Source organism: Rhizobium yanglingense (assembly GCF_977109285.1).
Genome location: NZ_CDSAWY010000005.1, coordinates 1568574 through 1591871 on the forward strand (window position 1 = coordinate 1568574; position 23298 = coordinate 1591871).

Annotated in this window: 26 protein-coding genes and 1 tRNA gene; 13 read left to right on the forward strand and 14 right to left on the reverse strand. The window is 60.7% G+C overall.

Translation table 11 applies throughout. The features are described 5' to 3' along the window. Positions 1 to 13: 13 nt before the first annotated feature. From ACW4PC_RS17455 to ACW4PC_RS17500, 10 genes are all read left to right on the forward strand, one after another. Positions 14 to 208, forward strand: coding sequence for a hypothetical protein (locus ACW4PC_RS17455; protein WP_039843891.1), 195 nt, complete (start codon positions 14 to 16; stop codon positions 206 to 208). Between the two features lie 105 nt (positions 209 to 313). Next, on the forward strand, positions 314 to 1606 hold the full coding sequence (gene murA / locus ACW4PC_RS17460; protein WP_455874599.1) for a UDP-N-acetylglucosamine 1-carboxyvinyltransferase: 1293 nt from the start codon (positions 314 to 316) through the stop codon (positions 1604 to 1606). A gap of 117 nt (positions 1607 to 1723) precedes the next feature. Beyond that, a complete protein-coding gene (locus tag ACW4PC_RS17465; protein ID WP_455874600.1) occupies positions 1724 to 2161 on the forward strand; it encodes a DUF2948 family protein in 438 nt (145 codons plus the stop codon). 37 nt (positions 2162 to 2198) lie between these two features. Beyond that, complete coding sequence (gene hisD, locus ACW4PC_RS17470) at positions 2199 to 3497, forward strand: histidinol dehydrogenase (RefSeq protein ID WP_455874601.1); 1299 nt, start codon at positions 2199 to 2201, stop codon at positions 3495 to 3497. 3 nt (positions 3498 to 3500) lie between these two features. Then, positions 3501 to 3974, forward strand: a complete 474-nt coding sequence (locus tag ACW4PC_RS17475) for a UPF0262 family protein (protein WP_074066604.1) — start codon at positions 3501 to 3503, stop codon at positions 3972 to 3974. Positions 3975 to 3979: 5 nt separating this feature from the next. Then, positions 3980 to 4456, forward strand: a complete 477-nt coding sequence (locus ACW4PC_RS17480) for an arsenate-mycothiol transferase ArsC (protein ID WP_455874602.1) — start codon at positions 3980 to 3982, stop codon at positions 4454 to 4456. Positions 4457 to 4575: 119 nt separating this feature from the next. Further along, the gene (gene infA / locus ACW4PC_RS17485) at positions 4576 to 4794 is read left to right on the forward strand and encodes a translation initiation factor IF-1 (protein WP_003545338.1); all 219 of its coding nucleotides are present in this window, start codon (positions 4576 to 4578) and stop codon (positions 4792 to 4794) included. A 46-nt stretch (positions 4795 to 4840) separates the two neighbouring features. Then, entirely contained in the window at positions 4841 to 5461 is a 621-nt protein-coding gene (locus ACW4PC_RS17490; protein ID WP_022718246.1) for a Maf-like protein, read from the forward strand. An 18-nt stretch (positions 5462 to 5479) separates the two neighbouring features. Further along, complete coding sequence (gene yacG / locus ACW4PC_RS17495) at positions 5480 to 5689, forward strand: DNA gyrase inhibitor YacG (protein WP_455874603.1); 210 nt, start codon at positions 5480 to 5482, stop codon at positions 5687 to 5689. A 179-nt stretch (positions 5690 to 5868) separates the two neighbouring features. After that, positions 5869 to 5944 (forward strand) — tRNA-Phe (locus tag ACW4PC_RS17500). A gap of 101 nt (positions 5945 to 6045) precedes the next feature. On the opposite strand, the gene ACW4PC_RS17505 is transcribed toward ACW4PC_RS17500, so the two are convergent. The 3 genes from ACW4PC_RS17505 to ACW4PC_RS17515 all read right to left on the reverse strand — a co-directional run bounded on the left by ACW4PC_RS17505 (position 6046) and on the right by ACW4PC_RS17515 (position 8274). Continuing rightward, a complete protein-coding gene (locus ACW4PC_RS17505; RefSeq protein WP_239595607.1) occupies positions 6046 to 6231 on the reverse strand; it encodes a hypothetical protein in 186 nt (61 codons plus the stop codon). Positions 6232 to 6322: 91 nt separating this feature from the next. Beyond that, the gene (locus tag ACW4PC_RS17510; RefSeq protein ID WP_194730073.1) at positions 6323 to 6685 is read right to left on the reverse strand and encodes a nuclear transport factor 2 family protein; all 363 of its coding nucleotides are present in this window, start codon (positions 6683 to 6685) and stop codon (positions 6323 to 6325) included. A gap of 263 nt (positions 6686 to 6948) precedes the next feature. After that, positions 6949 to 8274 carry an NAD(P)/FAD-dependent oxidoreductase gene (locus ACW4PC_RS17515; RefSeq protein WP_455874604.1) on the reverse strand — a complete coding sequence of 442 codons (1326 nt, stop codon included), beginning with the start codon at positions 8272 to 8274 and terminating at the stop codon, positions 6949 to 6951. A 234-nt stretch (positions 8275 to 8508) separates the two neighbouring features. Between ACW4PC_RS17515 and ACW4PC_RS17520 the strand changes: the two genes are divergently transcribed. Then, positions 8509 to 8985 (forward strand): Lrp/AsnC family transcriptional regulator, encoded by a 477-nt coding sequence (locus ACW4PC_RS17520; protein WP_022718242.1) that lies wholly within the window; start codon positions 8509 to 8511, stop codon positions 8983 to 8985. 62 nt (positions 8986 to 9047) lie between these two features. Here the strand turns inward: ACW4PC_RS17520 and ACW4PC_RS17525 are convergent, their stop codons facing one another. The 7 genes from ACW4PC_RS17525 to ACW4PC_RS17555 form a co-directional block, all read right to left on the reverse strand. Beyond that, a complete protein-coding gene (locus ACW4PC_RS17525; RefSeq protein WP_455875046.1) occupies positions 9048 to 10703 on the reverse strand; it encodes an ABC transporter ATP-binding protein in 1656 nt (551 codons plus the stop codon). Then, positions 10703 to 11569 carry an ABC transporter permease gene (locus tag ACW4PC_RS17530; RefSeq protein ID WP_455874605.1) on the reverse strand — a complete coding sequence of 289 codons (867 nt, stop codon included), beginning with the start codon at positions 11567 to 11569 and terminating at the stop codon, positions 10703 to 10705. The genes ACW4PC_RS17525 and ACW4PC_RS17530 overlap by 1 nt, the downstream gene beginning before the upstream one ends. Beyond that, on the reverse strand, positions 11566 to 12516 hold the full coding sequence (locus ACW4PC_RS17535; RefSeq protein WP_183927597.1) for an ABC transporter permease: 951 nt from the start codon (positions 12514 to 12516) through the stop codon (positions 11566 to 11568). The genes ACW4PC_RS17530 and ACW4PC_RS17535 overlap by 4 nt, the downstream gene beginning before the upstream one ends. 92 nt (positions 12517 to 12608) lie before the next feature. Then, positions 12609 to 14219: an ABC transporter substrate-binding protein gene (locus ACW4PC_RS17540; protein ID WP_455874606.1), complete on the reverse strand. Its 1611-nt coding sequence runs from the start codon at positions 14217 to 14219 to the stop codon at positions 12609 to 12611. Positions 14220 to 14293: 74 nt separating this feature from the next. Continuing rightward, entirely contained in the window at positions 14294 to 15010 is a 717-nt protein-coding gene (locus ACW4PC_RS17545; RefSeq protein ID WP_455874607.1) for an HAD-IA family hydrolase, read from the reverse strand. 239 nt (positions 15011 to 15249) lie between these two features. Further along, on the reverse strand, positions 15250 to 16629 hold the full coding sequence (locus tag ACW4PC_RS17550; protein WP_455874608.1) for an aminotransferase class III-fold pyridoxal phosphate-dependent enzyme: 1380 nt from the start codon (positions 16627 to 16629) through the stop codon (positions 15250 to 15252). A 13-nt stretch (positions 16630 to 16642) separates the two neighbouring features. Then, the gene (locus ACW4PC_RS17555) at positions 16643 to 17479 is read right to left on the reverse strand and encodes a GNAT family N-acetyltransferase (protein WP_455874609.1); all 837 of its coding nucleotides are present in this window, start codon (positions 17477 to 17479) and stop codon (positions 16643 to 16645) included. 313 nt (positions 17480 to 17792) lie between these two features. Here ACW4PC_RS17555 and ACW4PC_RS17560 point away from each other — a divergent pair, with 313 nt between their 5' ends. Both ACW4PC_RS17560 and ACW4PC_RS17565 read left to right on the forward strand, forming a co-directional pair. Continuing rightward, a complete protein-coding gene (locus ACW4PC_RS17560; RefSeq protein WP_455874610.1) occupies positions 17793 to 18461 on the forward strand; it encodes a haloacid dehalogenase type II in 669 nt (222 codons plus the stop codon). Positions 18462 to 18474: 13 nt separating this feature from the next. After that, positions 18475 to 19749 carry an NAD(P)/FAD-dependent oxidoreductase gene (locus tag ACW4PC_RS17565; protein ID WP_455874611.1) on the forward strand — a complete coding sequence of 425 codons (1275 nt, stop codon included), beginning with the start codon at positions 18475 to 18477 and terminating at the stop codon, positions 19747 to 19749. Between the two features lie 91 nt (positions 19750 to 19840). On the opposite strand, the gene ACW4PC_RS17570 is transcribed toward ACW4PC_RS17565, so the two are convergent. From ACW4PC_RS17570 to ACW4PC_RS17585, 4 genes are all read right to left on the reverse strand, one after another. Continuing rightward, positions 19841 to 20230, reverse strand: coding sequence for a VOC family protein (locus ACW4PC_RS17570; protein WP_455874612.1), 390 nt, complete (start codon positions 20228 to 20230; stop codon positions 19841 to 19843). Next, positions 20227 to 20565, reverse strand: coding sequence for an IS1/IS1595 family N-terminal zinc-binding domain-containing protein (locus ACW4PC_RS17575; RefSeq protein WP_455874613.1), 339 nt, complete (start codon positions 20563 to 20565; stop codon positions 20227 to 20229). The genes ACW4PC_RS17570 and ACW4PC_RS17575 overlap by 4 nt, the downstream gene beginning before the upstream one ends. Before the next feature lie 153 nt (positions 20566 to 20718). Then, positions 20719 to 22176, reverse strand: coding sequence for an NAD-dependent succinate-semialdehyde dehydrogenase (locus ACW4PC_RS17580; protein ID WP_455875047.1), 1458 nt, complete (start codon positions 22174 to 22176; stop codon positions 20719 to 20721). A 77-nt stretch (positions 22177 to 22253) separates the two neighbouring features. Next, the gene (locus tag ACW4PC_RS17585) at positions 22254 to 23297 is read right to left on the reverse strand and encodes a tartrate dehydrogenase (RefSeq protein WP_455874614.1); all 1044 of its coding nucleotides are present in this window, start codon (positions 23295 to 23297) and stop codon (positions 22254 to 22256) included. Between the last annotated feature and the right edge of the window lies 1 nt (position 23298).

The following is a 23298-nucleotide window of genomic DNA, read 5'->3' on the forward strand; positions in this document are numbered from 1 at the left end:
CTAAACATCAAGCATGGACGACAAGATCGAAAATGCCGCAAAGGGCCGCAAGGCGGTGATCGAAGAGCAGGCGAAACTGCGCCGCGAACGCGCTGCCGAAAAGCTTCGCGAAAATCTCGCCCGCCGCAAACAGCAGACACGGGCGCGCCGCTCCGGCCAAGCGGACGAGACAAATGGGCTTCCTGCCGCAAAAATGGACGAATCGTAATGTTCGGTTCACGGCGAATTGAAGCGTGCCCGGAATTCGTCTAAAGACCCCCATCCCTTTTAAAGGCAGAACTTTCAGAAAGGCGGGCACAGCCCGTAAGCCCATATGGATCGTATCAGAATTGTCGGCGGTAATGAGCTCAATGGCATCATTCCGATTTCCGGCGCCAAGAATGCTGCCTTGCCGCTAATGATCGCCTCGCTTTTGACCAGCGATACCTTGACGCTCGAAAACGTCCCTCATCTGGCGGATGTCGAACTTTTGATGCGCATCCTCGGCAATCATGGTGTCGACGTTGCCGTCAACGGCCGCCGCGAGCGCCAGGAAGACTCCTATGCACGCACGATCCACTTCACCTGCCGCACCATCGTCGATACGACCGCGCCCTATGAGCTGGTCTCGAAGATGCGCGCTTCCTTCTGGGTCATCGGACCGCTGCTCGCGCGCGAAGGCCACTGCCGCGTCTCTTTGCCGGGCGGCTGCGCCATCGGCACGCGTCCGGTGGATCTCTTTCTCGAAGGACTTGCAGCGCTCGGCGCAAATCTCGAAATCGACGGCGGCTATATCAACGCGACGGCACCGAACGGAGGCCTGATCGGCACGCGCTACACTTTCCCGAAAGTCTCCGTCGGTGCGACCCATGTAGTGATGATGGCGGCAACGCTTGCCCGCGGCACCACGGTCATCGGCAATGCCGCCCGCGAACCGGAAGTCGTCGACCTCGCCAACTGCCTGAACGCCATGGGCGCGAAGATTTCCGGCCAGGGCACCTCGACGATCACCATCGAAGGCGTGCAATCGCTTTCCGGCGCGCGCCACCGCGTCCTGCCGGACCGCATCGAGACCGGCACCTATGCCATGGCCGTCGCGATGACCGGTGGCGACGTCGTTCTGGAAAACACCGATGCAGCTCTGCTCGAAACGGCATTCGAGACCCTCCGCCGTGCCGGCGCGGAAATCTCGCCGACCAACAACGGCGTGCGCGTCAGGCGCAATGGTGCCGGCATCAGGCCGGTCGATGTCGTGACCGATCCGTTCCCCGGCTTCCCGACGGACCTGCAGGCGCAGTTCATGGCACTGATGACGCGCTCCTCCGGCATTTCGCATGTGACGGAAACCATCTTCGAAAACCGTTTCATGCATGTGCAGGAGCTTGCCCGCCTCGGCGCGAAGATTTCGCTTTCCGGCCAGACGGCGAAGATCGAGGGCGTGCCGCGGCTGAAGGGCGCTCCGGTGATGGCAACGGACCTTCGTGCTTCCGTTTCGCTGGTGATCGCCGGTCTTGCCGCCGAAGGCGAGACCATGGTGTCGCGCGTCTATCATCTCGATCGCGGCTTCGAGCGGCTGGAAGAAAAGCTCACCCGCTGCGGCGCGATCGTCGAGCGCGTCAGCGAATAGGGAAGGGCGGTTCTACGCCCTTTATTCCGGTTGCGCATTTAGCCGCGGCATCCTATTTCCCTTGTCGAACGCATCGCCATCCCGGCGGTGCGTGATGGATCCAGGGGTTTTGCCTGCATGACCGATTTGAAGCTTCTTGCGCTCGATAGTGAAGACCTTGCCGTGGTCTCCGCCCATATGCAGGACAGCGTCTTCAAGGTCGGGGACATGGCCTGGTCGCCGCGGGACGGGCAGTTTTCGATAGCCGCCAACCGCTTTGTCTGGGAAGATGCCCTCAACAAGCGCAAAGGCTTTGAGCGCCACCGGGCGGCGCTGATCTTCAAGCGCGTTCTGGCCGTCCGCTCCACCGGGATCGACCGCGAGCGGCGGGACGATGTACTGTCCCTGCTGTCCGTCGGCTTCGAACAGAAGGGCGAGGGGCCGGATGGCACGGTCGAGCTGACGCTTGCCGGCGCAGCCGAGATCGTCCTCGACGTCGAATGCATCGAAGTGCAGCTTGCGGATATCGGTGGGGCATGGGAAACCGCCTCCAAGCCCCGCCACCCCGGTGCGTGAAGACGTCCCCGTGTCGAATTGAGAAGGAATATCTGCGTTGGCAATCTGGCTGGATCAGACATCGGACGGTTTCGAGCAGCGCTTCGCCGCGTTTTTGACAACCAAGCGTGAGGTTTCAGAAGACGTGAACGCGGCCGTGCGCACGATCATCGACGACGTGCGCGCCCGCGGTGATGAAGCGCTCGCCGAATATTGCAAGAAATTCGACGGCATCGATTTTGCCGATGTGCCGATGCGCGTGACCGAAGCGGAAATCGATGCCGCGGTGGAAGCAGTGCCTTCCGAAGTGCTCGGCGCGCTGAAGGTTGCGGCCGTCCGTATCGAATCCCATCATCGCCGCCAGCTGCCGAAGGACGATATCTACGAGGACGCCATGGGCGTCGGGCTCGGCTCGCGCTGGACGGCGATCGAGGCGGTCGGCCTCTACGTGCCGGGCGGCACGGCAAGCTATCCGAGCTCGGTGCTGATGAATGCGGTGCCGGCAAAGGTCGCAGGCGTCGAGCGCATCGTCATTGCGGTGCCGGCAACGGGCGGTGAGGTCAATCCGGCCGTACTTGCTGCGGCCAAGCTTGCCGGTGTTTCGGAAATCTACCGTGTCAGCGGTGCGCAGGCTATTGCCGCGCTTGCCTACGGCACGGAGACGATCGCCCCGGTCGCAAAGATCACCGGCCCGGGCAACGCCTATGTTGCCGCCGCCAAGCGCCAGGTCTTCGGCACGGTCGGCATCGACATGATCGCCGGCCCGTCGGAAGTGCTGGTGATCGCAGACAGGGATAACAACCCGGACTGGATCGCCGCCGACCTTCTGGCCCAGGCTGAACATGATGCAAGTGCCCAGGCGATCCTGGTCACCGATAACGCCGAATTCGGCAAGGGCGTGGAACTCGCCGTCGAGCGCCAGCTGAAGACTTTGAACCGTGCGGAAACCGCCGCCCGCAGCTGGCGGGATTTCGGTGCGGTCATCCTGGTGAAGGACCTGAAGGATGCGATACCGCTTGCCAACCGCATCGCCGCCGAGCATGTGGAGCTCGCGGTTGCCGATCCGGATGCGCTGCTTGACGGAATCCGCAATGCCGGCGCGATCTTCATCGGCGCCCATACGCCGGAAGTGATCGGCGATTATGTCGGAGGCTCGAACCATGTCCTGCCGACCGCGCGCTCTGCCCGCTTCTCCTCCGGCCTTTCCGTGCTCGACTTCGTCAAGCGCACCTCGATCCTCCGGCTTGGTCCGAAGCAGCTTCGCGATCTCGGTCCGGCGGCGATCGCCCTCGCGGTCTGCGAAGGCCTCGACGCCCATGCGCGATCGGTCGCGATCCGTCTCAATCTCGAAAGGTGAGGCATGGCGAAGGGCGACTTCCGGCTCTCAGATATCGTCCTTGACGATACGATCGGCCGTTCGACGCCTGATGTCGAGCATGAGCGCGCCGTCGCGATCTTCGATCTCATCGAGGAAAACAGCTTCGAGCCAGTCGGCCACAGCGGCGGCCCCTACCGGCTGAAGATTTCGCTGGTCGATTCCAAGCTCGTCTTTGCGATCACCACGGAAGACGGACGGAATGTTGCGACCCATATCCTGTCACTGACCCCCTTCCGCCGGCTCGTGAAGGACTATTTCATGATCTGCGAAAGCTATTACGAGGCGATCCGCTCTGCCTCGCCAAGCCGCATCGAGGCGATCGATATGGGACGGCGCGGAATCCACAACGAGGGCTCGCAGACATTGAAGGACCGGCTTGCCGGCAAGATCGAGGTCGATTTCGACACGGCGCGCCGCATTTTCACGCTCGTCTGCGTGCTCTACTGGCGCGGATGACGGCGATGGCGCCGCCTCCGACCACGGCAGAAGGAAAGGCGCCCGGCGCGATTCTCTTCATGTGCGGGTTGAACGCCATCCGCTCGCCGATCGCCGAAGTGATCGCCCGTAGCATCCTGCCCAGGAATACCTATATACGTTCCGCAGGCGTTCGCGCCGGCGAGCGCGACCCCTTTGTCGATGTCGTACTCGATGAAATCGGCCTTTCGCTCGGGCGTCGCCAGCCGCAGACGCTTGACGAACTCGAGGATGACTACTTCGATCTGATCATCACGCTCTCGCCGCAGGCCCATCACGCCGCACTGGAACTGACGCGGTCGAGCGCCGTCGACGTGATCTATTGGCCGACGGTGGATCCGACGGTCACAACCGGGACCCGCGAGCAGATTCTGGACGCCTACCGTGAGGTGCGTGATCACCTTGAGATGCTCATCGAAACACGGCTCGTCAGGAGAAATGGCATCGCGGCGCAATCGGCGTGAAACAAAAGGAAGAAAGCCCGATCAACAAGGTTCACAAATGACCCCTGATTGTGTAGTTTCCGCGAAAATTTTAAGGCGGCCAATGCCGTCATCTCAACCGACAGGAAGAAAACCTTTATATGCCTAAAGAAGAAGTCCTCGAATTCCCGGGTATTGTGACCGAACTTCTGCCGAACGCGACCTTTCGTGTGAAGCTCGAAAACGAGCACGAAATCATCGCCCACACGGCGGGCCGCATGCGCAAGAACCGCATCCGCGTTCTCGCCGGCGACAAGGTTCTTGTGGAAATGACGCCTTACGATCTCACGAAGGGCCGCATCACCTATCGTTTCAAATAAGCTTGGCCCGGAAGCCTCAAGGGTTTCCGTTTCCGGTCGAGGGTCCATGGCGCTCACATACAAGCTCATTCTGGCTTCCGGCTCGCCGCGCCGTGTCGACCTGCTCAACCAGGCAGGCATCGAGCCCTCGCGCCTGATGCCGATGGATATCGACGAGACGCCGAGGAAATCCGAGCATCCCCGTTCGCTTGCCCGGCGCCTTTCGACGGAAAAGGCCGAAGCGGCCCTTGCCGCGATCAAGAGCGACATGGCCTGGAAGGGCAGCTATATCCTTGCTGCCGACACTGTGGTTGCCGTCGGCCGCCGCATTCTCGGCAAGGCCGAGTTCGCCGACGAGGCTTCCGCCTCGCTGCATCTGCTTTCCGGCCGCAGCCACTGGGTCTATACCGGCGTCTGCCTGGTGACGCCCGACCGAAAGATCCGCCAGAAGATCGCCGAGACGAAAGTGCGCTTCAAACGGCTTTCCGGTTTCGAGATCGAGAACTATCTTGCCTCTGGCCAGTGGCGCGGCAAGGCGGGTGCCTATGGCATCCAGGGGCTGGCCGGCAGCTTCGTGCAGAAAATGGTGGGGTCCTACACAAATGTCGTCGGCCTGCCGCTTTATGAAACAATCCTGCTGCTGACCGGCGAAGGCTTCGACGTGCATAGCCGGTGGCCTGAAGGCTGAGCCCGGAGGAAGATCACCGTGCCCGAAGAGAATAAAACCGCCGCCAAGGTCGAACCGCTGCGCAAGACGCGCCCTTGCCCGGAATGCGCCAAGCCCTCGCACCGTGATCACTATCCTTTCTGTTCGAACCGGTGCCGCGAGGCCGACCTCTCCCGCTGGCTGAACGGCGCCTATGCCATTCCGGTTGCCGAAGACGAGAAGAGGGCGGACTACGACGACGAAAAGTAGCGAAAATCCACAGCGAACCCATTCAATTTGCTTGTGAATCAGCAAAATGTCCCCGGTTGGCAAAAAACTGTCATTTGATGCTTGCCATGGCCGGACAAGATGCTATAACCCGCTCGCTTCCGGGGGCGAACCAAGGCCCCGCACTTCTTTCAACGAAGAATGTTCTGCGAAGCACGGATGCCCAGATAGCTCAGTTGGTAGAGCAGCGGATTGAAAATCCGCGTGTCGCTGGTTCGATTCCGGCTCTGGGCACCACAAAAATTCAGCAAATTTCAATTGGATCAACGGGGTGTTCGTGCAGTTGTTCTGCGGCCGGGGCACGATGACGTGATCCGCGTGCGGCAGAGCCTCCCTGCTTAGAGCCTGATTGAAGGTGCCTTAGGGTTCAGCGAATTGGCCAGATCAACGGCCATCCCATGGTCCAGCTTACCGAGGACAATGCCGTTCACGTTGGCTGTCCTGCCGGTGTGCATGTCGAAGACGGACCACTGGTCGCCCTGAACCTTCTTCGCGGTGAAGCGTGGGTTGATTGGAAATCTCATTGTTCCTCGCTTATTTGTTTCGTTCGAGGGGAACATAAGAGATTGCTCATCGACCTGTTACCCCGGTGAATGCATAGCTGCCATTCAGGGGTTAGATCGAGGGTGGCTGAAGACGAATGTCGAAGCGTCTGATCAGGCCGTTCTCTATCCGAAAAATATGGCCGCCCATCTCGTCGAACAGCAAGTTGCCTTTGAGGTCGCGCGCGGTCAGGTGGACTTCAACATCCGTCGTTCCATCCGCACCGATCGAGAAGCCGACCGGCTCCGCGTGGGAGTCGATCGTCGCCCATTGTCGCGTCCAATAGTCGCGAACGCCATCGTGTCCGTAGACATGCCCGCCCTCCAATCCGTTGGCCCACACGACATCTCGGTGCAAGAACGCCAGCACCGCTTCCATGTCGCGCGCGTTGAAACGGTCGTAAAGGTGCTCAAGAAGTTCTGTGTCGCTGGTCATCGCGCGCTCCTGAACTGCCCCGAAGGGCAAGGGTAAGCTCGTCGAGCGGCTCGGGCAAGTCTGGGTCGGGACCTTGAGGATAATGACAAGATCATTGGCAACATCGTGGGGTACCGATTGAGATCCACCCCGTGCAGCGGCGTTGATCGCTCTTTCTGCGTCTGCAGGACTGCCGATTGCGACAGAGGCTGGGTTGACCATTGACGCGTCACACGGGACGCTTTTTCGCTGCGGCCCAGACTAAAATTTAAAGGCGTCACCGCTCAGAAATCAGTCACTTTCCCCCAGGCAGATTTTGAGAAGCGGTCTGGATGGTAGGGCCGAGGATCGACGATCGGCTCACCGCCTGTGACCATATCGGCAATCAGGTGACCCGCGCCCGGCCCGATGCCGAAACCGTGACCGCTGAAGCCGGCGGCCAGGATGAAGCCGGGAACGCTCGCTATTTCGCCGATCCCCGGCACCCCATCGGGGGTACTGTCGACATAGCCTGCCCAGGCGGCAGCAATCTTGGTGTTCTTCAAAGCAGGCAACAATCCGAGGGCGCGCGAATGGGTAATGCGAATGGTCCGTTTATCGATGGCCGGATCGAGAATGCGCATGCGCTCCATCGGCGTGGGCGCGTCCAGCCGCCAGCGTGCCAGTGTCTCATGTCCAGAGCGAATTCCCTCCAAACCACCCGGCGCTAGGCTGCGCCAGCGCCGGACGAACATTGGCAGGAACTGCGGCGCGAAGCGGAACTGTTGCGGCGTCAGATCGACGCGGCCGCCGCCGCTGATTGCCAGGGTATAGCTGCCGTCGCGGCGACGGGTGGCAGAAACGGCCGCCGTATGTAGCGCGTCTGGCAGGCCAGTGGCGCCAGGCGAGACGGAAAGGATCGAAGAGCGGACCGAGGCTTGGGGAAAGCGGATGCCAAGTTGATGGCAGAACGAGGAGGCCCAGGCACCGCCGGCAAGGACCGCGATTTTAGTGCGAATTGTGCCGTGTTCGGTGACAACGCCGCAGACTCGACCACCTTCGGTCTCGAGACCGCGGGCGGCACAGGATTGGTAGACCGTTCCTCCGAGCTTCAGGAGTGCGGCCGCGACGGCCGGTGCTGCGTACGCCGGATCGGCGGTGCCGTCGGTCGGCGAAAAGACACCACCCTTCCAAGTCCTGCCGGTCGCTCGGCCGCGCTCCGTCGCCGCGGCACTGTCGAGCATATGTGTCGTGACCCCGGTGGTGCGGGCGAAGTCGCGCCAGCGCGCCCAGCCGGCCAGTTCCTCGTCATTGTTGCTCAAATAGAAGAGCCCGCAGCGGCGAAAGCCCGTGTCCTCTCCCGTTTCGGCGGCAAAGCTCTCCCAGAGGTCGAGGCTCTTCGTTGCCAGGGGCAGTTCGCGAGCGTCGCGGTTTTGCTGGCGGCACCAGCCCCAGTTGCGGCTCGATTGTTCCGCGCCGATCCGACCTTTTTCGACGAGCGCTACCTTCACCCCGCGCTGGGCCAGATAATAGGCCGCAAAGACACCGACAATACCGCCGCCGATGATTACCGCGTCGGCAGCAGCGGGCAGCTCCGTAGATGTAGTGACAAATTTCAGCGGTGCAGGCATGGCATGGTCTCCGTTTCGAACGCAGTCTAACGGTTTCTTTGCCCCATCGTTGCCGGACTTCGGGCGATGGCAGCAGAAAATTCTGTCTTGTCAAATGTGCTCAGACCTTTGTGCTTGAACACATGAGGCAGAATGAATCGACAGACACGTTCTATGTGTTAGGTTCAGCGAAAGGTGTCCGCAGCAGAATCTGCTGCGCCATTGGCTGAGATAGAGGATCCGAAAAGGTGGCCCATGAAGCTCGACAGGATTGACATCAAGATTCTCTACGAACTGCAGAAGAACGGACGCATCACCAATGTGGAGCTTGCCGAGCTTGTTGCTCTCTCGCCGAGCCCCTGCCTGATGCGGGTGAAGAAGCTCCAGTCGGAGGGTTACATCGGAGGCTACGCTGCGCAGATCAATGTCGGCAAGCTGGGTCAGACGCTTACCGTATTCACTGAGATCACGCTGAAGAACCACCGGCAGGTAGACTTTGCCCGGTTTCTCGCCGCGATCGAGAAAATTGATAATGTGATCGAGTGCCACCTGGTATCTGGCGGGTACGATTATCTGCTGAAATTCGTGACTGCCGGAATCGGCGAGTATCAAACTATCATGGAACGCCTCACCGACATGGACGTCGGCATCGACAAATATTTCAGCTTCGTCGTTTTGAAGTCGCCGATCGTAAAGGCGCACATGCCACTGACCAGCCTGTTTCCGATGTAAGGCTGTATCTTGCTTTGCGTATCTCTCCATATCACCCTGATTGAACACGAAACGCCGGCGCCTCAGCGCCGGCAATAGGCCCGAACCAACTCCGCGTCCTGCTCGAGTCCGTCGAGCCAGGCGGGGTCGAGCTTCGGCACCGAGGAAAAGAGCAATTGCGAATAGGGGTGCTGCGGAGTCTTGACCTTGGCCGGCGTGATTTCCTCGACCTTTCTGCCGCCATACATCACAACGATCTCGTCGCAGATCGCCTCGACAACGGACAGGTCGTGGCTGATGAAAATGTAGGAGAGTCCGAGCTCGCGTTGCAATTCCTTGAGGAGGTCGATGACCGCGGCGGCGACAACAGTATCGAGTGCCGAGGTGATCTCGTCGCAAAGGATCAACTTCGGGTCCGCGGCCAATGCGCGGGCAAAGTTCACGCGCTGCTTTTGGCCGCCAGAAAGCTCTCCCGGGCGCCGGTGGCGCAGATTGCGCGGCAGCCGCACCATATCGAGCAATTGGTCGATGCGGGCGCTCCGCGCCTTTCTGTCCATGCCATGGTAAAAGACGAGAGGTCGGTCAAGGATGTCCTCGACGGATTTTGCGGGATTGAGCGCGGTGTCAGCATATTGGAAGACGATTTGCATCTGGCGCAGTTGGTCGCGCGAGCGCTCGCGTGCGTTGCGGCCAAGTTCCTTACCATCGAAGACGATGTTGCCGACGGCGGCCGGCAAGATGCCGGCTATGGCGCGGGCGAGCGTCGACTTTCCGCAACCGGATTCGCCGATGATGCCGAGGTTACGACCCTTCTCCACCTTGAGGCTCACATGCTCCACGGCGCGCACGAGCGGCAGCCCGTCGCTCTGACGCTGGCCGTAACCGGCAACAAGGTCATCGATCCTTAGAAGCGGAACGGGCAGAGCCTCGGAAGGATTGACGGGCCCGCGCGGCTTCGGCTCGAACGCGGCGAGCAACTCCTGCGTATAGGGATGTTTCGCAGCGCTGAGGATTTCCTCGGTCGTGCCGGTCTCCTGCGTCTCGCCGCCTTTCAAAACGACGATGCGGTCGGCGATCTGGGCGACTACAGCAAGGTCGTGCGAGACATAGACCCCGGCGATCCCGCCCTTCTTCATGACGGCCTTAAAGGCGCGCAGCACCTCGATCTGCGTGGTAACGTCGAGTGCTGTCGTCGGCTCGTCGAAGATGACGAGCTTGGGGTCGCCGATCAGAGCCATGGCGGCTGCTAGGCGCTGCAACTGCCCGCCGGAAACCTGATGCGGATAGCGGCTGCCGATCGTCTCCGGCTCGGGCAACGACAATGCGCGGAAGAGCTCGACGGCACGGATGCGAGCGTCATCCGGCGACATGAGGCCATGGATGCGAGTGACCTCTATGACCTGGTCCATGATGGTGGCGGCAGGGTTAAAGGCGGCGGCAGCCGATTGCGGTACGTAAGCGACCTCGGTGCCGCGTATCCTGGCGCGCTGCTTTTCCGTGAGCGCGACCAAGTTCTTGCCGGCGACTGAAACAGTGCCACCCGAAATGCGACAGCCTGGGCGCGCGTGACCCATCAACGTCAATGCAATCGTGGTCTTTCCCGAACCGCTTTCCCCGATCAGGGCGACTATTTCGCCTTCAGCAATAGTCAGGCTGACGCCCTTGATGATTTCGACGCGGCGTCCGGAATCGGTGGTTGCTTCGACCTTCAGGTCACAGATCTCGACGAGATTGGTCATCATTCGCTCCGATCTCGGATTTTCTGCGGGAGGTTGTCTATCAGCAGATTGACGCTGATCGTGAGGCTGGCGATCGCAAGCGACGGGAACATGACGGCCGGTGCGCCGAAAGGCAGGCCGCCGATATTCTCGCGGACAAGTGCGCCCCAGTCGGCATAGGGCGGCTGAACACCGAGGCCGAGGAATGACAGGCCGGATAAAAGCAACACGATGAATACGAAACGAAGGCCCAGATCAGCGAGCACGGGCCCGACGATGTTGGGTAGAATTTCGGATCGAATAAGATAGAGGGTGCTCTCCCCACGGATACGCGCGACGGTGATGAAGTCCATCGCGTTAATATTGACGGCAAGTGCGCGAGCGAAGCGGTAGGATCCAGGAATGTAGATGACCGACAGCGTCAAAATCAGCACCGGGATCGAGGAGCCGACGGCAGCAACGACCACAAGCCCGAAGAGCTTGCTTGGTATGGAGTTCAGCGCGTCGAGGAAGCGGCTTAAGATCGTATCAATCCAGCCTCCAGTGACGGCGGCGATCATGCCAAGAACCACGCCGCTGAAACAGGCAATCGTCACGGCTGCAAGCGAGATGCCGACGGTATAGCGCGCGCCCATCAGGATTCGCGAGAGCATGTCGCGGCCGAGATAGTCGGAGCCGAACCAAAGATCCCGGCTCATCGGGCCGAAATAGTCGATATCAATGATTTCACCGACCGGGTAGGGGATCACGAGCGGCGCGAAGATGGCAACGAGCGCCCAGGACAGGATGATCGCAAGGCCAATCATGCCCACGACGTTGAAGCGATAGCCAAACCGGATTCCAAATTTCCGGGCGGGTGTCGAAGTGCTTGAAGTCGTCATTGTCATCGGAGCCTCGGATTGGAAAGAATGGCGATGATGTCGGCAGCCGTGATCAGGATTAGGTAGCCGAGACAGAAGATCATCGCGCAGCTTTGGATCAGCGGTAGGTCGCGGGTGGCGACGGCGTCGACCATGAGCTTGGCAATCCCGGGATAGTTGAAAATCGTCTCAACGATGATCACGCCACCCAGCAGATATGAAAGCGAGAGTGCAACGGCATTAACGATCGGCCCGAGCGCATTGGGCAGCGCGTGACGAAAGACAATGCGCGGTCGGGAGGCCCCCTTGAGTAGCGCCATCTCAACATAAGGCGTGTTGAGCGTCTCGATGACTGCAGCGCGCGTCATCCTTATCATCTGCGCCGAGACGACGAAGGTCAGCGTGATCACCGGCATGGCATAGACTCTCAGCATATCGCTCAAGCTGTGAACCTCGTTGGCGAAAGAGAGCGCCGGCAGCCACTTCAGGTAGACGGCGAAGATCAGCACGGCTGAGGTCGCGACCATGAATTCGGGGACGGAGATTACGCCGATCGTCAAAATGGTGACAATCCGGTCATAGAGCGAGCCGCGCAGCATGGCAGCGGTGATTCCGAGCGTCAGCGCGATCGGGACCGAGAACAGGGCGGTCACGCCGGCAAGCTTCATGGTGTTGATGAAACGTCCGGCAATAAGATCGGCAATGGGCATGTCGTTGGCATAGGAGGTGCCGAGATCGCCATGCAACAGGCCGACAATCCAGCGCAGGAAACGGAAGAGCGCCGGTTCGTCGAGGTGCATCGCGGTGCGCAGACCGGCGACGGCCTCGGGTGTGGCAGCCTGGCCGAGAAGGATGGTTGCCGTGTCGCCCGGCAGCAGTGTCGTCGCGAAGAACACTGCGAAGGAAACGATCAGCAAAGTGACCACAGCAATGAGCAATCTTCCAAGGACAAGCGATAGGACCGGGTTTTTCACACGCGTTCCCTTTCAGCGTTCGAGATGGTGTTCCGCATCCAAAGATGCCCGGGGCTGCGCCAGTGCGGAGAGCCCCGTGGCCAGTTGCTTCGTCAGGCTTCAAGCCAGACGTATTCGGCAAAGGCATAACCCATCTGGCCGCCCAGCGGGTTCGCTTCCAGGCCCTTGAGTTTGGCCGTGGTGGCATCGACGTTCGAAATATAAGCCGGAATGATCGTGCCAGCTTCTTGGGCGACCATAACCTGCATGTCGTTGTAGATGGCCTTTCGCCTGTCCTGGTCGAGCGAACCGCGCGCTTCGCTCAGCATCTTGTCGAACTTCTCGGACTTGTACTGGCTCTCGTTCCACGGCGCATCGGAAGCGTAGAGCAGCGAGAACAGGATGTCCGGTGTCGGGCGCGGATTAATGTTGCCGAAATGGACGGGGGCCTTCAGCCAATAATTGTCCCAATAACCGTCGGACGGAACGCGCTGGACGTCAAGCTTCATGCCGATTTCGGCACCGGCCGCCTGGATGATCATCGCCATGTCGATTGAGGAGTTCGCCGCGTCGGACGCGATCACCGGGATGGACTGCCCCAGAACGCCGGCCTTTTCGAAATGGAACTTGGCTTTTTCGGGATCGAATGCGCGCGCCTTTAGGTCTGCATTATGATAAAAGTTTACGGGCGACACCGGCTGGTCGTTGCCGACCACAGCCAACCCGCGGAGCGCCGACTTGACGATCTGCTCGCGGTTGACGAGAGACTTCATGCCTTCGATGAAGTCCCGCTTGCTGCCAGGCTCCATGTCGAGCCGTATGTTGAGATCGGTGTAGTTGCCCGAAGTCGTCTTCGACAGCACGAAAGCGTCCCCTTGCGTCTCGATCAAACGCATCGAGCGTGGATTGATCGAGGCGGCAAGATGAATGTCACCCGAAAGCAGTGCGTTGACGCGTGCATTGTCGTCGCTGATGGCAAAATACTCGAAGGAGTTGACGTTCGGGCCCGACTTCCAGTAGTTCTTGTTCTTGACCCCGATCGACCGCACGCCGGGCTCGAAGGCTTCCTTGACGAAGGCGCCGGTGCCGTTTGCCTTCGAGAAATCGGTGGTGCCGTCGGCGACGATCATGAAGTGGTGCATCGATAGGATGGTCGGCAGGTCCGCGTTCGCATTGGCGAGGGTGATCTCAACGGTCTGTTTGTCGACTGCCTTGAAGCCCGTCATTTGGGCGGCGATTTTCGCGACCTTCGAACCGACCGCCGGGTCGAGATGGCGCTTCAGCGAAAAGATGACGTCCTCTGCCGTCAGCGGCTTGCCGTCGTGGAAAGTAACGCCGCTCTTGAGCTTGACGGTCCAGGTTTTTGCATCCTTGGATTCGATTGCTTCCGCAAGCTCCATTTGTGGGACGCCGGCCTGGTCGAGGAAGGTGAGACGATTGTAAAAGGAGCAGCAACGGACATAGTCCGTCGAAAGCGATGCCTTGGCCGGGTCGAGCGTATCGGCGGTCGATGACGACCATCCCGCCGCCTTCAGCGCGCCGCCGGAAACCGGCGTGGCGGCGACCGCCCGCGAGGCGCGACCGAGGATGAGGCCGCCCGCCGACATCGCCACACCGCCGGCCAGCATCATGTGAAGCAATTCGCGACGCGTGGCGCCACGACGGATGGCATTTTCGACCATCGTGTCGTCGGATGTGGTCCAGTTTGTGATCTTGTCGTTCATGGCATTCCCCTTTTCGTGGTTTGATTGGCAGGTCTTCGTCTTGGTGCGGAGTTCAGTCTCGCGTTCAAGATTTCTCATTCACCTCGCGCAGCGGCCACTGCATTGGCGAGGCCGGCCATGGAGGTGAAGTGGTAGTCGGGCTCGGTGAATTTGGCCGGCTCAATGGTGCCGCCATATCCTTTCTGTCCGTGGCGTCGCTCGATCCAACAATTACTGATCCCTAGCTCCCGCGAAATTCCGATATCGTGGTACTGGCTTTGGGCAACATGCAGGATTTCATGCTTTGAACGTCCTTCGGCGGCTACGAAGTCGAAAACCTTCTCAAAGAAGGCGGGGTCGGGCTTTTCAGTGCCAGTGTCATCGGCGGTAAAGGCGGCGTAAAACGGGCTTCCCAGTTCCTTGGCGAAGAAATCGAAGGCCCAACGACGTGCATTGGTCATGGCCACCAGGCGGTAGTCCTTGCCGAGCTGTGCCAGTGCTTCGGCGCTGTCGCTAAAGGCTTTCCAGCGTTTTGCGGAATCGCGCAGCCGCTCGCCGTATTTCCGCTCGATCGGCAGGCCGAGCTTTGGCGCGATCGCCAGATAGACGCGAACGAGATCATCCGGGAAGAGGTCGGCATCCCTGGAGTAGCGCGCTGCTCGGTAAAGGCTCAGCGCCTCTTCACCGTCGATGGCGACGCCCGCGTCAGCGGCGATGCCGGCGAGACACTCCGTAAGACCGCCCTCGAAATCAATCAGCGTGCCGACGACATCGAAGGTCAGATACTTGAAGTCTGGAAGGCTCTTGCGCATTTGCAAATCCCCAGTTCTCGGCCTTCCATGGGAAGGCCGGCTACGTGAAGAAGGATATTCTGTTCCCTGGCGGGATGATGCTCCCGCTCTTGGTGAAAAAGGCACATGCTCCTGGGAACCGGCCTTTTTCTGGAATTGAGTTTGGCAGCTGTCCCAAACCAGAAGTCTCCGAAATTACGCCGCTGCGCGGCACAAAATACCGAAGATGACGGTTCCGCGACATTTTACGGTCGCCATTCTCAGCCCATAAGGGCACGCCGGACATCGGTGTCCGCGAGCGTCTCGTCGAGCGTCTGCCGTGTGCGTTCGACGATTGCGTCGATTTCCGCTTCCGTGCAGCAAAGCGGGGGGGCGTAGCCGAGCACGCCATGGGTGAAGGCGCGGATGACGAGGCCGTTGTTCCAGGCACGGTCAAAGATGCGGCGTGCCGGCTCGGCGTCAGCCGGCAGGGGTGTCTTGCGCTCTTTGTCGACGACGAGCTCGACGGCAGCCAGCATCCCGCGGCCGCGGACATCGCCGACGAGGGGATGATCCCTCAGGCTCTCAAGCCCGGCCATCAGGCGCGCTCCTGCCTTCCGGCCGTTTTCGAGCACGCCGCCCTCGTAGAGCCGCAGAACCTCAAGGCCGACGGCGGCGCTAACGGGATGTGCCGAATAGGTATAGCCATGCCCGACAGCAGACGTGCCGGCGCCGTCGGCGATCGTCTGGTAGACATGCTCGGACATGAAGAGGGCACCCATCGGCACGTAGCCGGAGGTGAGGCCTTTGGCGACCGTCAGGAAGTCCGGCACGATCTCGTCCTCTGAGCAGGCAAATAGCGGGCCGGTGCGGCCGAAGGCAGTGATGACTTCATCGGCGACAAAGAGGATATCGAGATCGCGGCAGAGGTCGCGCATCGCCTTCATCCAGCCTCTGGGTGGCACGAGCACGCCGCCCGAGCCCTGGATCGGTTCGGCATAGAATGCCGCAACGCGATCGGCGCCGCCCAACTCTTCGATCTTCTGTTTCAATGCGGCAACAGAGGCAGCGATGATGGCCTCAGGGTTAGGGCCGGCGGGGTTTCGATAAGCATAGTGGGAGGGAATCTTGTGCTGCCAGTCGAATGGCAGGCCGAAACCGGCATGAAAGGCTGGCAGGGCCGTCAGGCCGGCTCCAACTGTCGAGGAGCCGTGATAGCCCTGTTCGACTGAGATGAACTGGTCTTTCCCGGGCCGTCCGCGCGCATTCCAATAGTAGCGGATGAAACGGATCGTGCTGTCGACGGCATCCGAACCGCCGAGCGTGAAATAGACATGGTTGAGGTCGCCTGGCGCGCGCTCAGCGAGTTCGGCAGCGAGCCGGATCGCCGGCTCGGAGCCGAGGCCGAAATAGGCGGTCGCGTAAGGAAGCTCCCGCATCTGCCTTGCCGCGGCCTCGACGATGCTGTCATGGCCATAGCCCGCATTGACGCACCACAGGCCGGCAAAGCCGTCGATCAATTGCTTGCCGCTCGCATCGGTGACGGTTGCGCCGGAGGCGGATGCGAGAACCCGCACGCCCAGATTTTCGTGGCTGCGATAGGAGGCGACCGGATGAACGAGGTGCGCGCGGTCGAGTTCGATCAAGGAATTGCTAAACATGACGGTCTCCAGGTCAGCCTAGGGCTTGGTTGGCGAGGGCAAAAGTGGCGGCAGCACGATCTGCGAGGTGGTGGATCTGCGGTTTGGCCATGGCGATGCCGCCGCCGACGTGGGCGAGGCCTAGTTCCACGAGCCAGGGCGAAAGGTTGCTGTCATCGGTAGTGTCGACCCTGAGGAAGCGTCCCGGTCGCTTCGCAATGAAATGTCTGACGAGTGCTTTGGCATCGGTGAGACTGGCGGCGACGACGGGGCCAATCACTTCTCCGCCGCCGAAGGTGCGAAGTGCTGCGTAACCGGAGACGCGGCCGTCTCGACGGATGACGGCGAACTCACCAACCCCGGCGACATAGCTGATGAGCCGCTCACGATCGGCGCCGAAAGCGACACGGTCCAGTTCGGCGATCGCAGGAAGGTCGGTGGCGACCGCGTCCTGGGTTTCCGTTGGCACGGCGATCTCTCCGACAATGCCTTGGTGCTGCATGACGATGCCGATCTCACAAAAGCCAAGCTTTTTGTAGAGAGGCAGACCTTCGGCCGTCGCCACGAGCCTCAGCGGCCTGTCTGCCGCGATCTGGAATGCAGCGTCCATGAGCCTGCGGCCAAGACCGCGGCCGCGCATCGCCTCGTCGACGATAACCATGTTGATTGTCGCACACTCCGCCCGATATGGCGTCATGAGCACGGTGCCGACGACCTGGCCGTTCTCAACTGCTACGAGCCCTTCGCTGAGCGCCAGTGCCATCTGCCAGTCTTCCGGCCGGTGCGGCCAGCCTGCCTTCCGAGAGAGGTTGACGGCAGCCCCAAGGTGGTCGGGGCCGAAAGTCACAAGGTCGATCTGACTTGCTTGCATTGGAATGTCCTTCGTTTCTGCTCGCAAGTGTGAGGCAGTGTCGGCCGGAAGATCGTCTGAAGGACACGGCCCGGACGGTATCTTATGGCTTTGCAGCCGCATGCCGCCGCATCTTATGCTGGCTGGGACACGCTCGAGAGATGCGTTGTCCCAGAAGAGAGCGCAAACCGCACCCAAGGCGCACAACCTTCTGCCAAAGCCGGCTTTGGATACGAAAGAATCTGCTTTGATCGCTCGGATTTCAGTCGAGCTGCAGGATCAACCTCGGCCTATGATGGCTACAGTTGAAACCGCCACAGTATAGGATCAGGCCATGACTCGCTTCCGCCCGAAATACATCACCTTCGACTGCTACGGCACGCTGACCAACTTCCAGATGGCGGAAGCGGCGCGCGATCTTTACGGCGAAGAGCTCGACGAGCCGCGCATGGCTGAGTTCATCAAGAACTTTGCCGCCTACCGTCTCGACGAGATCCTCGGCGATTGGAAACCGTACAACGAGGTGGTTCACAATTCGCTTGAGCGGACCTGCAAGCGCAACGGCATAAAATTCCACGAGGCAGCCGCGCAGATGGTCTACGAGCGCGTGCCGACCTGGGGGCCGCATCCGGATGTACCGGAAGGTCTTGCCAGGGTTGCCAAGGAAATTCCGCTGGTCATCCTTTCCAACGCGATGAATTCACAGATCATGTCGAATGTCGAAAAGCTCGGCGCACCATTTCATGCCGTCTATACCGCCGAGCAGGCGCAATCCTACAAGCCACGCTTCAAGGGCTTCGAATACATGCTTGATATGCTGGGCTGCGGGCCTGAGGACATTCTTCACTGCTCGTCCTCATTCCGCTACGACCTGATGTCGGCGCACGATCTCGGTATCAGGAACAAGGTTTGGGTCAATCGCGGCCACGAGCCAGCCAACCCCTACTACGGCTATGTCGAAATCCCGGATATCTCTGGCCTGCCTGGCGTCGTCGGGCTCTGACGGGGACATGGCGATGAAGTTCAAATCCTACTGGCACGACACGGCGCCCACCTTTCAAGGCGCCGTGCAAGGCCCTGTCGAGGGACATTATGACGTCGCCGTCATCGGCGCCGGCTTCACCGGGCTTGCCGCGGCGCGCCACCTTGCGAAAGCGGGCGCCAAGGTCGTGGTGCTGGAGGCGGAACGGATCGGCTGGGGGGCATCGGGACGCAATGGCGGACACCTCAACAACGGCCTTGCTCACAGTTTCCTGTCCGCCAAGGCTGCACTCGGCGTGGAGCGGGCCGTCGCTCTCTATAAGGCGTTCGACGATTCCATCGACACGATCGAGGCGATTGTCGCCGAGGAGGGGATCGACTGCGATTTCCGTCGCTCGGGAAAACTGAAGCTCGCGTCCAAGCCGCAGCATTTCGATGCCATTGCTCGCAATTTCGAGGCTGTCCACGCCGAGGTTGATCCGGACACGGCACTTCTGACTGCGGCTGATCTCAAGGGTGAAATCGGCTCGCCTTTTCATGGCGCCATGCTGTCGAAAAAGAGCGCGATGATGCATATGGGGCGCTATGTCGTGGGGCTGGCCGATGCCGCCGCTCGCCATGGCGCCATCACTTTCGAAAAGGCAGCGGTGACCGATCATCGGCAGGGTAACGGACGGCACAGCCTGACGACGGCTCGGGGCACATTGACGGCCGATCACGTTCTCGTGGCGACAGGTGCCTACTCGCCTCCGATCTTCGGCTACTTCCGCCGCAGGATCGTTTCGGTCGGCAGCTTCATTATCGCCACGCGCCCGCTGACCGATGCCGAAATTGCAGCGACGATGCCTGGAAACCGGACCTGCGTGACGTCGATGAATATCGGCAACTATTTCCGGCTGGCGCCCGATAACCGGCTGATCTTCGGCGGCCGCGCGCGGTTTTCGGCGACATCCGAACAGAGTTCGGATGCAAAGAGCGGAGAAATCCTCCGGGGGAACCTGCTTCAGATTTTTCCGCAACTTTCGGGCGTTGAGATCGACTATTGCTGGGGCGGGCTTGTCGATATGACCAAGGACCGTTATCCGCGTGCCGGTTACGTCGATGGTGTCTGGTACGCCATGGGCTATTCCGGCCACGGGGCACAGCTGTCCACGCATCTCGGCATGATCATGGCCGACGCCATCCTCGGCAAGGCTGATCGCAACCCGATCAAGGGCCTCGACTGGCCGGCCGTTCCTGGCCACTTCGGCAAACCCTGGTTCCTGCCGTTGGTCGGCTTGTACTACAAGACACTGGACCGGTTTCAATAGCGAGAAACGAGAAGGTGCAATCTAAGTTAGCTGCGGAACCATAGGGATCCACGCAGTTTTCGTCGCATCCGCCGACCTTCTGTCGCTGGACTTACTCGACGCGCAGCACTAGGCCGGTCGCATCGGTGACGAAGGTGCCTTTGGTTTGGTCAAGAATCACCAGGGCATTGCCAAACGGATCACGAACGACGGCGCAACGGCCGATCGGGATGTCGAACGGCTTCTTGATGATCGTGCCGCCCGCTTCGACGAAGCGCTCCAGCGCGGCGTCGACACTGTCCACAAGCAGGTCCACCTCGGGACCCAGATCGGTATGCAGGACAAGCTCCGTGTCCGTTCCTGGCATTCCCAACCCAGCTGCCTCTGGCGATCGCCAGAGAAGCGGATGCCCAAGGGCTTCGGAGTAGAACTCCAGAGCGGCATCCAGGTCCGCCACCTTGAGCATCACACAATCGATCCTGTGGAACAGTGGTCCGCTCATGGCACTTCCGGCGTATGTGGTGGGTTCGGCAGATAGGTATGGATGAGCGTGTCGAACAGCTCGCAGGCGAGGACTTCACCATCCTCGGTGAGTTTGCTGCGGCAACGAAAGCGCTGGCGGCCGTTTCCGGCGCGGCCGTGCTTCACGACATCGGTATGGCCGCAAGAGGAACCCCTGCGGTTCTCCAGGACCATCTGGGTCCGGCGTTCGATGGCAATGTCACCGCGTCGAGCACGAGCCAGGCGCCGCAGCAGTTCGGAAAGCTCGAGGCATTGCGCCGGATCAAGTTGCTCCGCCACGCTCGCCTTCAGCCTCTCGACCTCCAGATCGTCCATTTTGCCGCTCCAAAAGCGGCCGCAACACTACGCTCCAGCCCGTTCCGGAGCAACCGAATCGGCTGAATCCACAGCCAACTCAAATTGCGCCAATGAGACAGGGCGCCAGGTTGAGTTCACCGGCGCCCGTCTCCATTCGCTCTCACCGGTCGGTCAGGCGAGCCCGCCGATGTGAAAGCTTTTCATTTCGAGATATTCCTCGATGCCGCATTGCGCGCCCTCCCGGCCAAGGCCGGACTGTTTGACGCCGCCGAAGGGAGCGACCTCGGTCGAAATGGCCCCTGTATTCAGGCCGATCATGCCGAATTCGAGTGCTTCGCCGACACGCCAGGAGCGTTTCAGGCTCTCTGTGTAGAAATAGGCCGCAAGGCCGAAAGGCGTGGCGTTGGCAATGACGATTGCCTCTTCCTCGCTGTCGAAACGGAAAAGCGGGGCAACAGGTCCGAAGGTCTCTTCGCTGGCAAGCTGCATGTCTGTCGTCGCACCGCCAAGCACCATAGGTGCCGCATATTGATCGCCTGCCGGCATGGAGCCCGCGGTGGTGAGGATCTTTGCTCCCTTTTTTACCGCATCGTCCACGTGACGATTGATCTTATCGATCGCCGCCTTGTTGATCATCGGCCCGATATCCGTGCCGGCATCCGTGCCGGCCCCAACCTTCATGGCCGATACGCGCGCGCAAAGTTTGGCGGCAAAGGCCTCGTAGACACCCGACTGGACGAGAAGGCGGTTGGCGCAGACGCAGGTCTGCCCGCCATTGCGGAATTTCGATGCGATTGCGCCTTCCACGGCAAGATCGAGATCGGCATCGTCAAACACGATGAAGGGCGCATTGCCGCCGAGTTCGAGGCTGAGCCGCTTGACGCTATCGGCTGCGCCGCGCATCAGCAGCGAGCCGACGCGGGTTGAGCCGGTGAAAGAGATCTTGCGGACGGTCTGGTTCGCCATCAGTTCGTCGCCGATGGCGGCTGGCATGCCTGTGACGATATTGATCACGCCGTTGGGGATGCCCGCGCGCTCAGCCAGGACGCCGAGGGCCAGTGCCGAGTAGGGGGTCAGCTCCGATGGCTTGACGACCACCGTGCAGCCTGCGGCGAGCGCCGGCCCCACCTTGCGGGTGATCATCGCATTGGGAAAATTCCACGGCGTGATGATCGCCGACACGCCGACAGGCTCCTTCAGAACGACGATCCGCCGGTCGGCCGTCGGGGAGGGAATGGTCGTTCCGCCGATGCGGCGCGCCTCCTCGGAGAACCATTTGATGAACGAGGCGCCGTAGCGGATTTCGCCGCGCGCCTCCGTGAGCGGCTTGCCCTGCTCCCGGGTGAGGATCAGCGCCAGATCCTCGATATTTTCGAGCATCAGATCGTGCCAGGCCTCCAGCAACGCGGCACGCTCGGCATTGGTCTTTGCGCGCCACGGACCAAAGGCCTTTTCCGCCGCGGAGATTGCCGCCCTCGTATCGGCTCCATCCATGTCGGGCACCGTGCCCAGCACATGCTGCGTCGCCGGGTCGATCACCTCGATCGTGCACCCGGCTGCCGCCCCGCGCCATTCACCGTCGATCAGCCCTTTTTGGCGAAGCAGGCTGCTATCTCTCAATCCGTTCATTCCATCCTCTTTCATCAGAGCATTCCGTTTCTACAATTCCGATCGCAAAGCCGCTGCGTACTTTTGCTGGAAATTCTCTAGTCGAGTGCCGAAAGCACCGATGCCGTGATCGCGTCCGTCTTGTCCTTGCCAGGAACTGCGCCGATGCCGCGTGCCGTCGTCGTCCCGATTGCGGCCATCACCTTTCCGGCGGCAGCCGTTTCTCCGAGATGCTCCAGCATCATCGCGCCTGACCAGATGGCGGCGATCGGATTGGCGATGCGGAGATCAGCGATATCGGGCGCGGAGCCGTGGACGGGTTCGAACATGGATGGCGCTGAGCGATCGGGATTGATATTGGCGGAGGCTGCGAAACCGAGCCCGCCCTGTATGGCGGCGCCAAGGTCGGTCAGGATATCGCCGAACAGGTTGGAGGCGACCACGACGTCGAGGCTTTCCGGCGCCATGACCATGCGGGCGGCCATGGCGTCGATATGGTAGCTGGTCACCTCGACATCGGGATATTCGGCGGAAAGCCTCTGGGTGATCTCGTCCCAGAAGACCATCGAATACTTCTGCGCGTTGGACTTCGTCACCGAGGCGAGCTTGCCGCGTCGCGCACGCGCTTGCTCAAAGCCGAAACGCAGGATGCGCTCAACCCCCTTGCGGGTGAAAATCGAGGTCTCGACCGCCACCTCACTGTCGGTACCCTGATGGACGCGGCCACCGGCGCCGGAGTATTCGCCCTCGGTATTTTCACGAATGCAGAGGATGTCAAATCCGTCAGCCCTTAATGGCCCCTGCACACCCGGCAGCAGCCGGTGCGGGCGGATATTGGCATATTGCACGAAAGCCCTGCGGATCGGCAGAAGAAGCCCATGCAGAGACACGGAATCGGGCACTTTACGAGGCCAGCCGACGGCGCCAAGCAGGATGGCATCGAATGATCTGAGCGTTTCGATGCCGTCGGCGGGCATCATGCTGCCGTTCTCCAGATAGAAGTCGCAGGACCAGGGATAGCTGGTTGCATCAAGAGAAAATCCGTTCGGGCGAGCCGTCTTTTCGAGCACGGCCCAGGCTGCTTCCGTCACGTCGCGGCCGATTCCGTCTCCGGGCAGAAGGGCGATCTTGTAGGTTTTCATC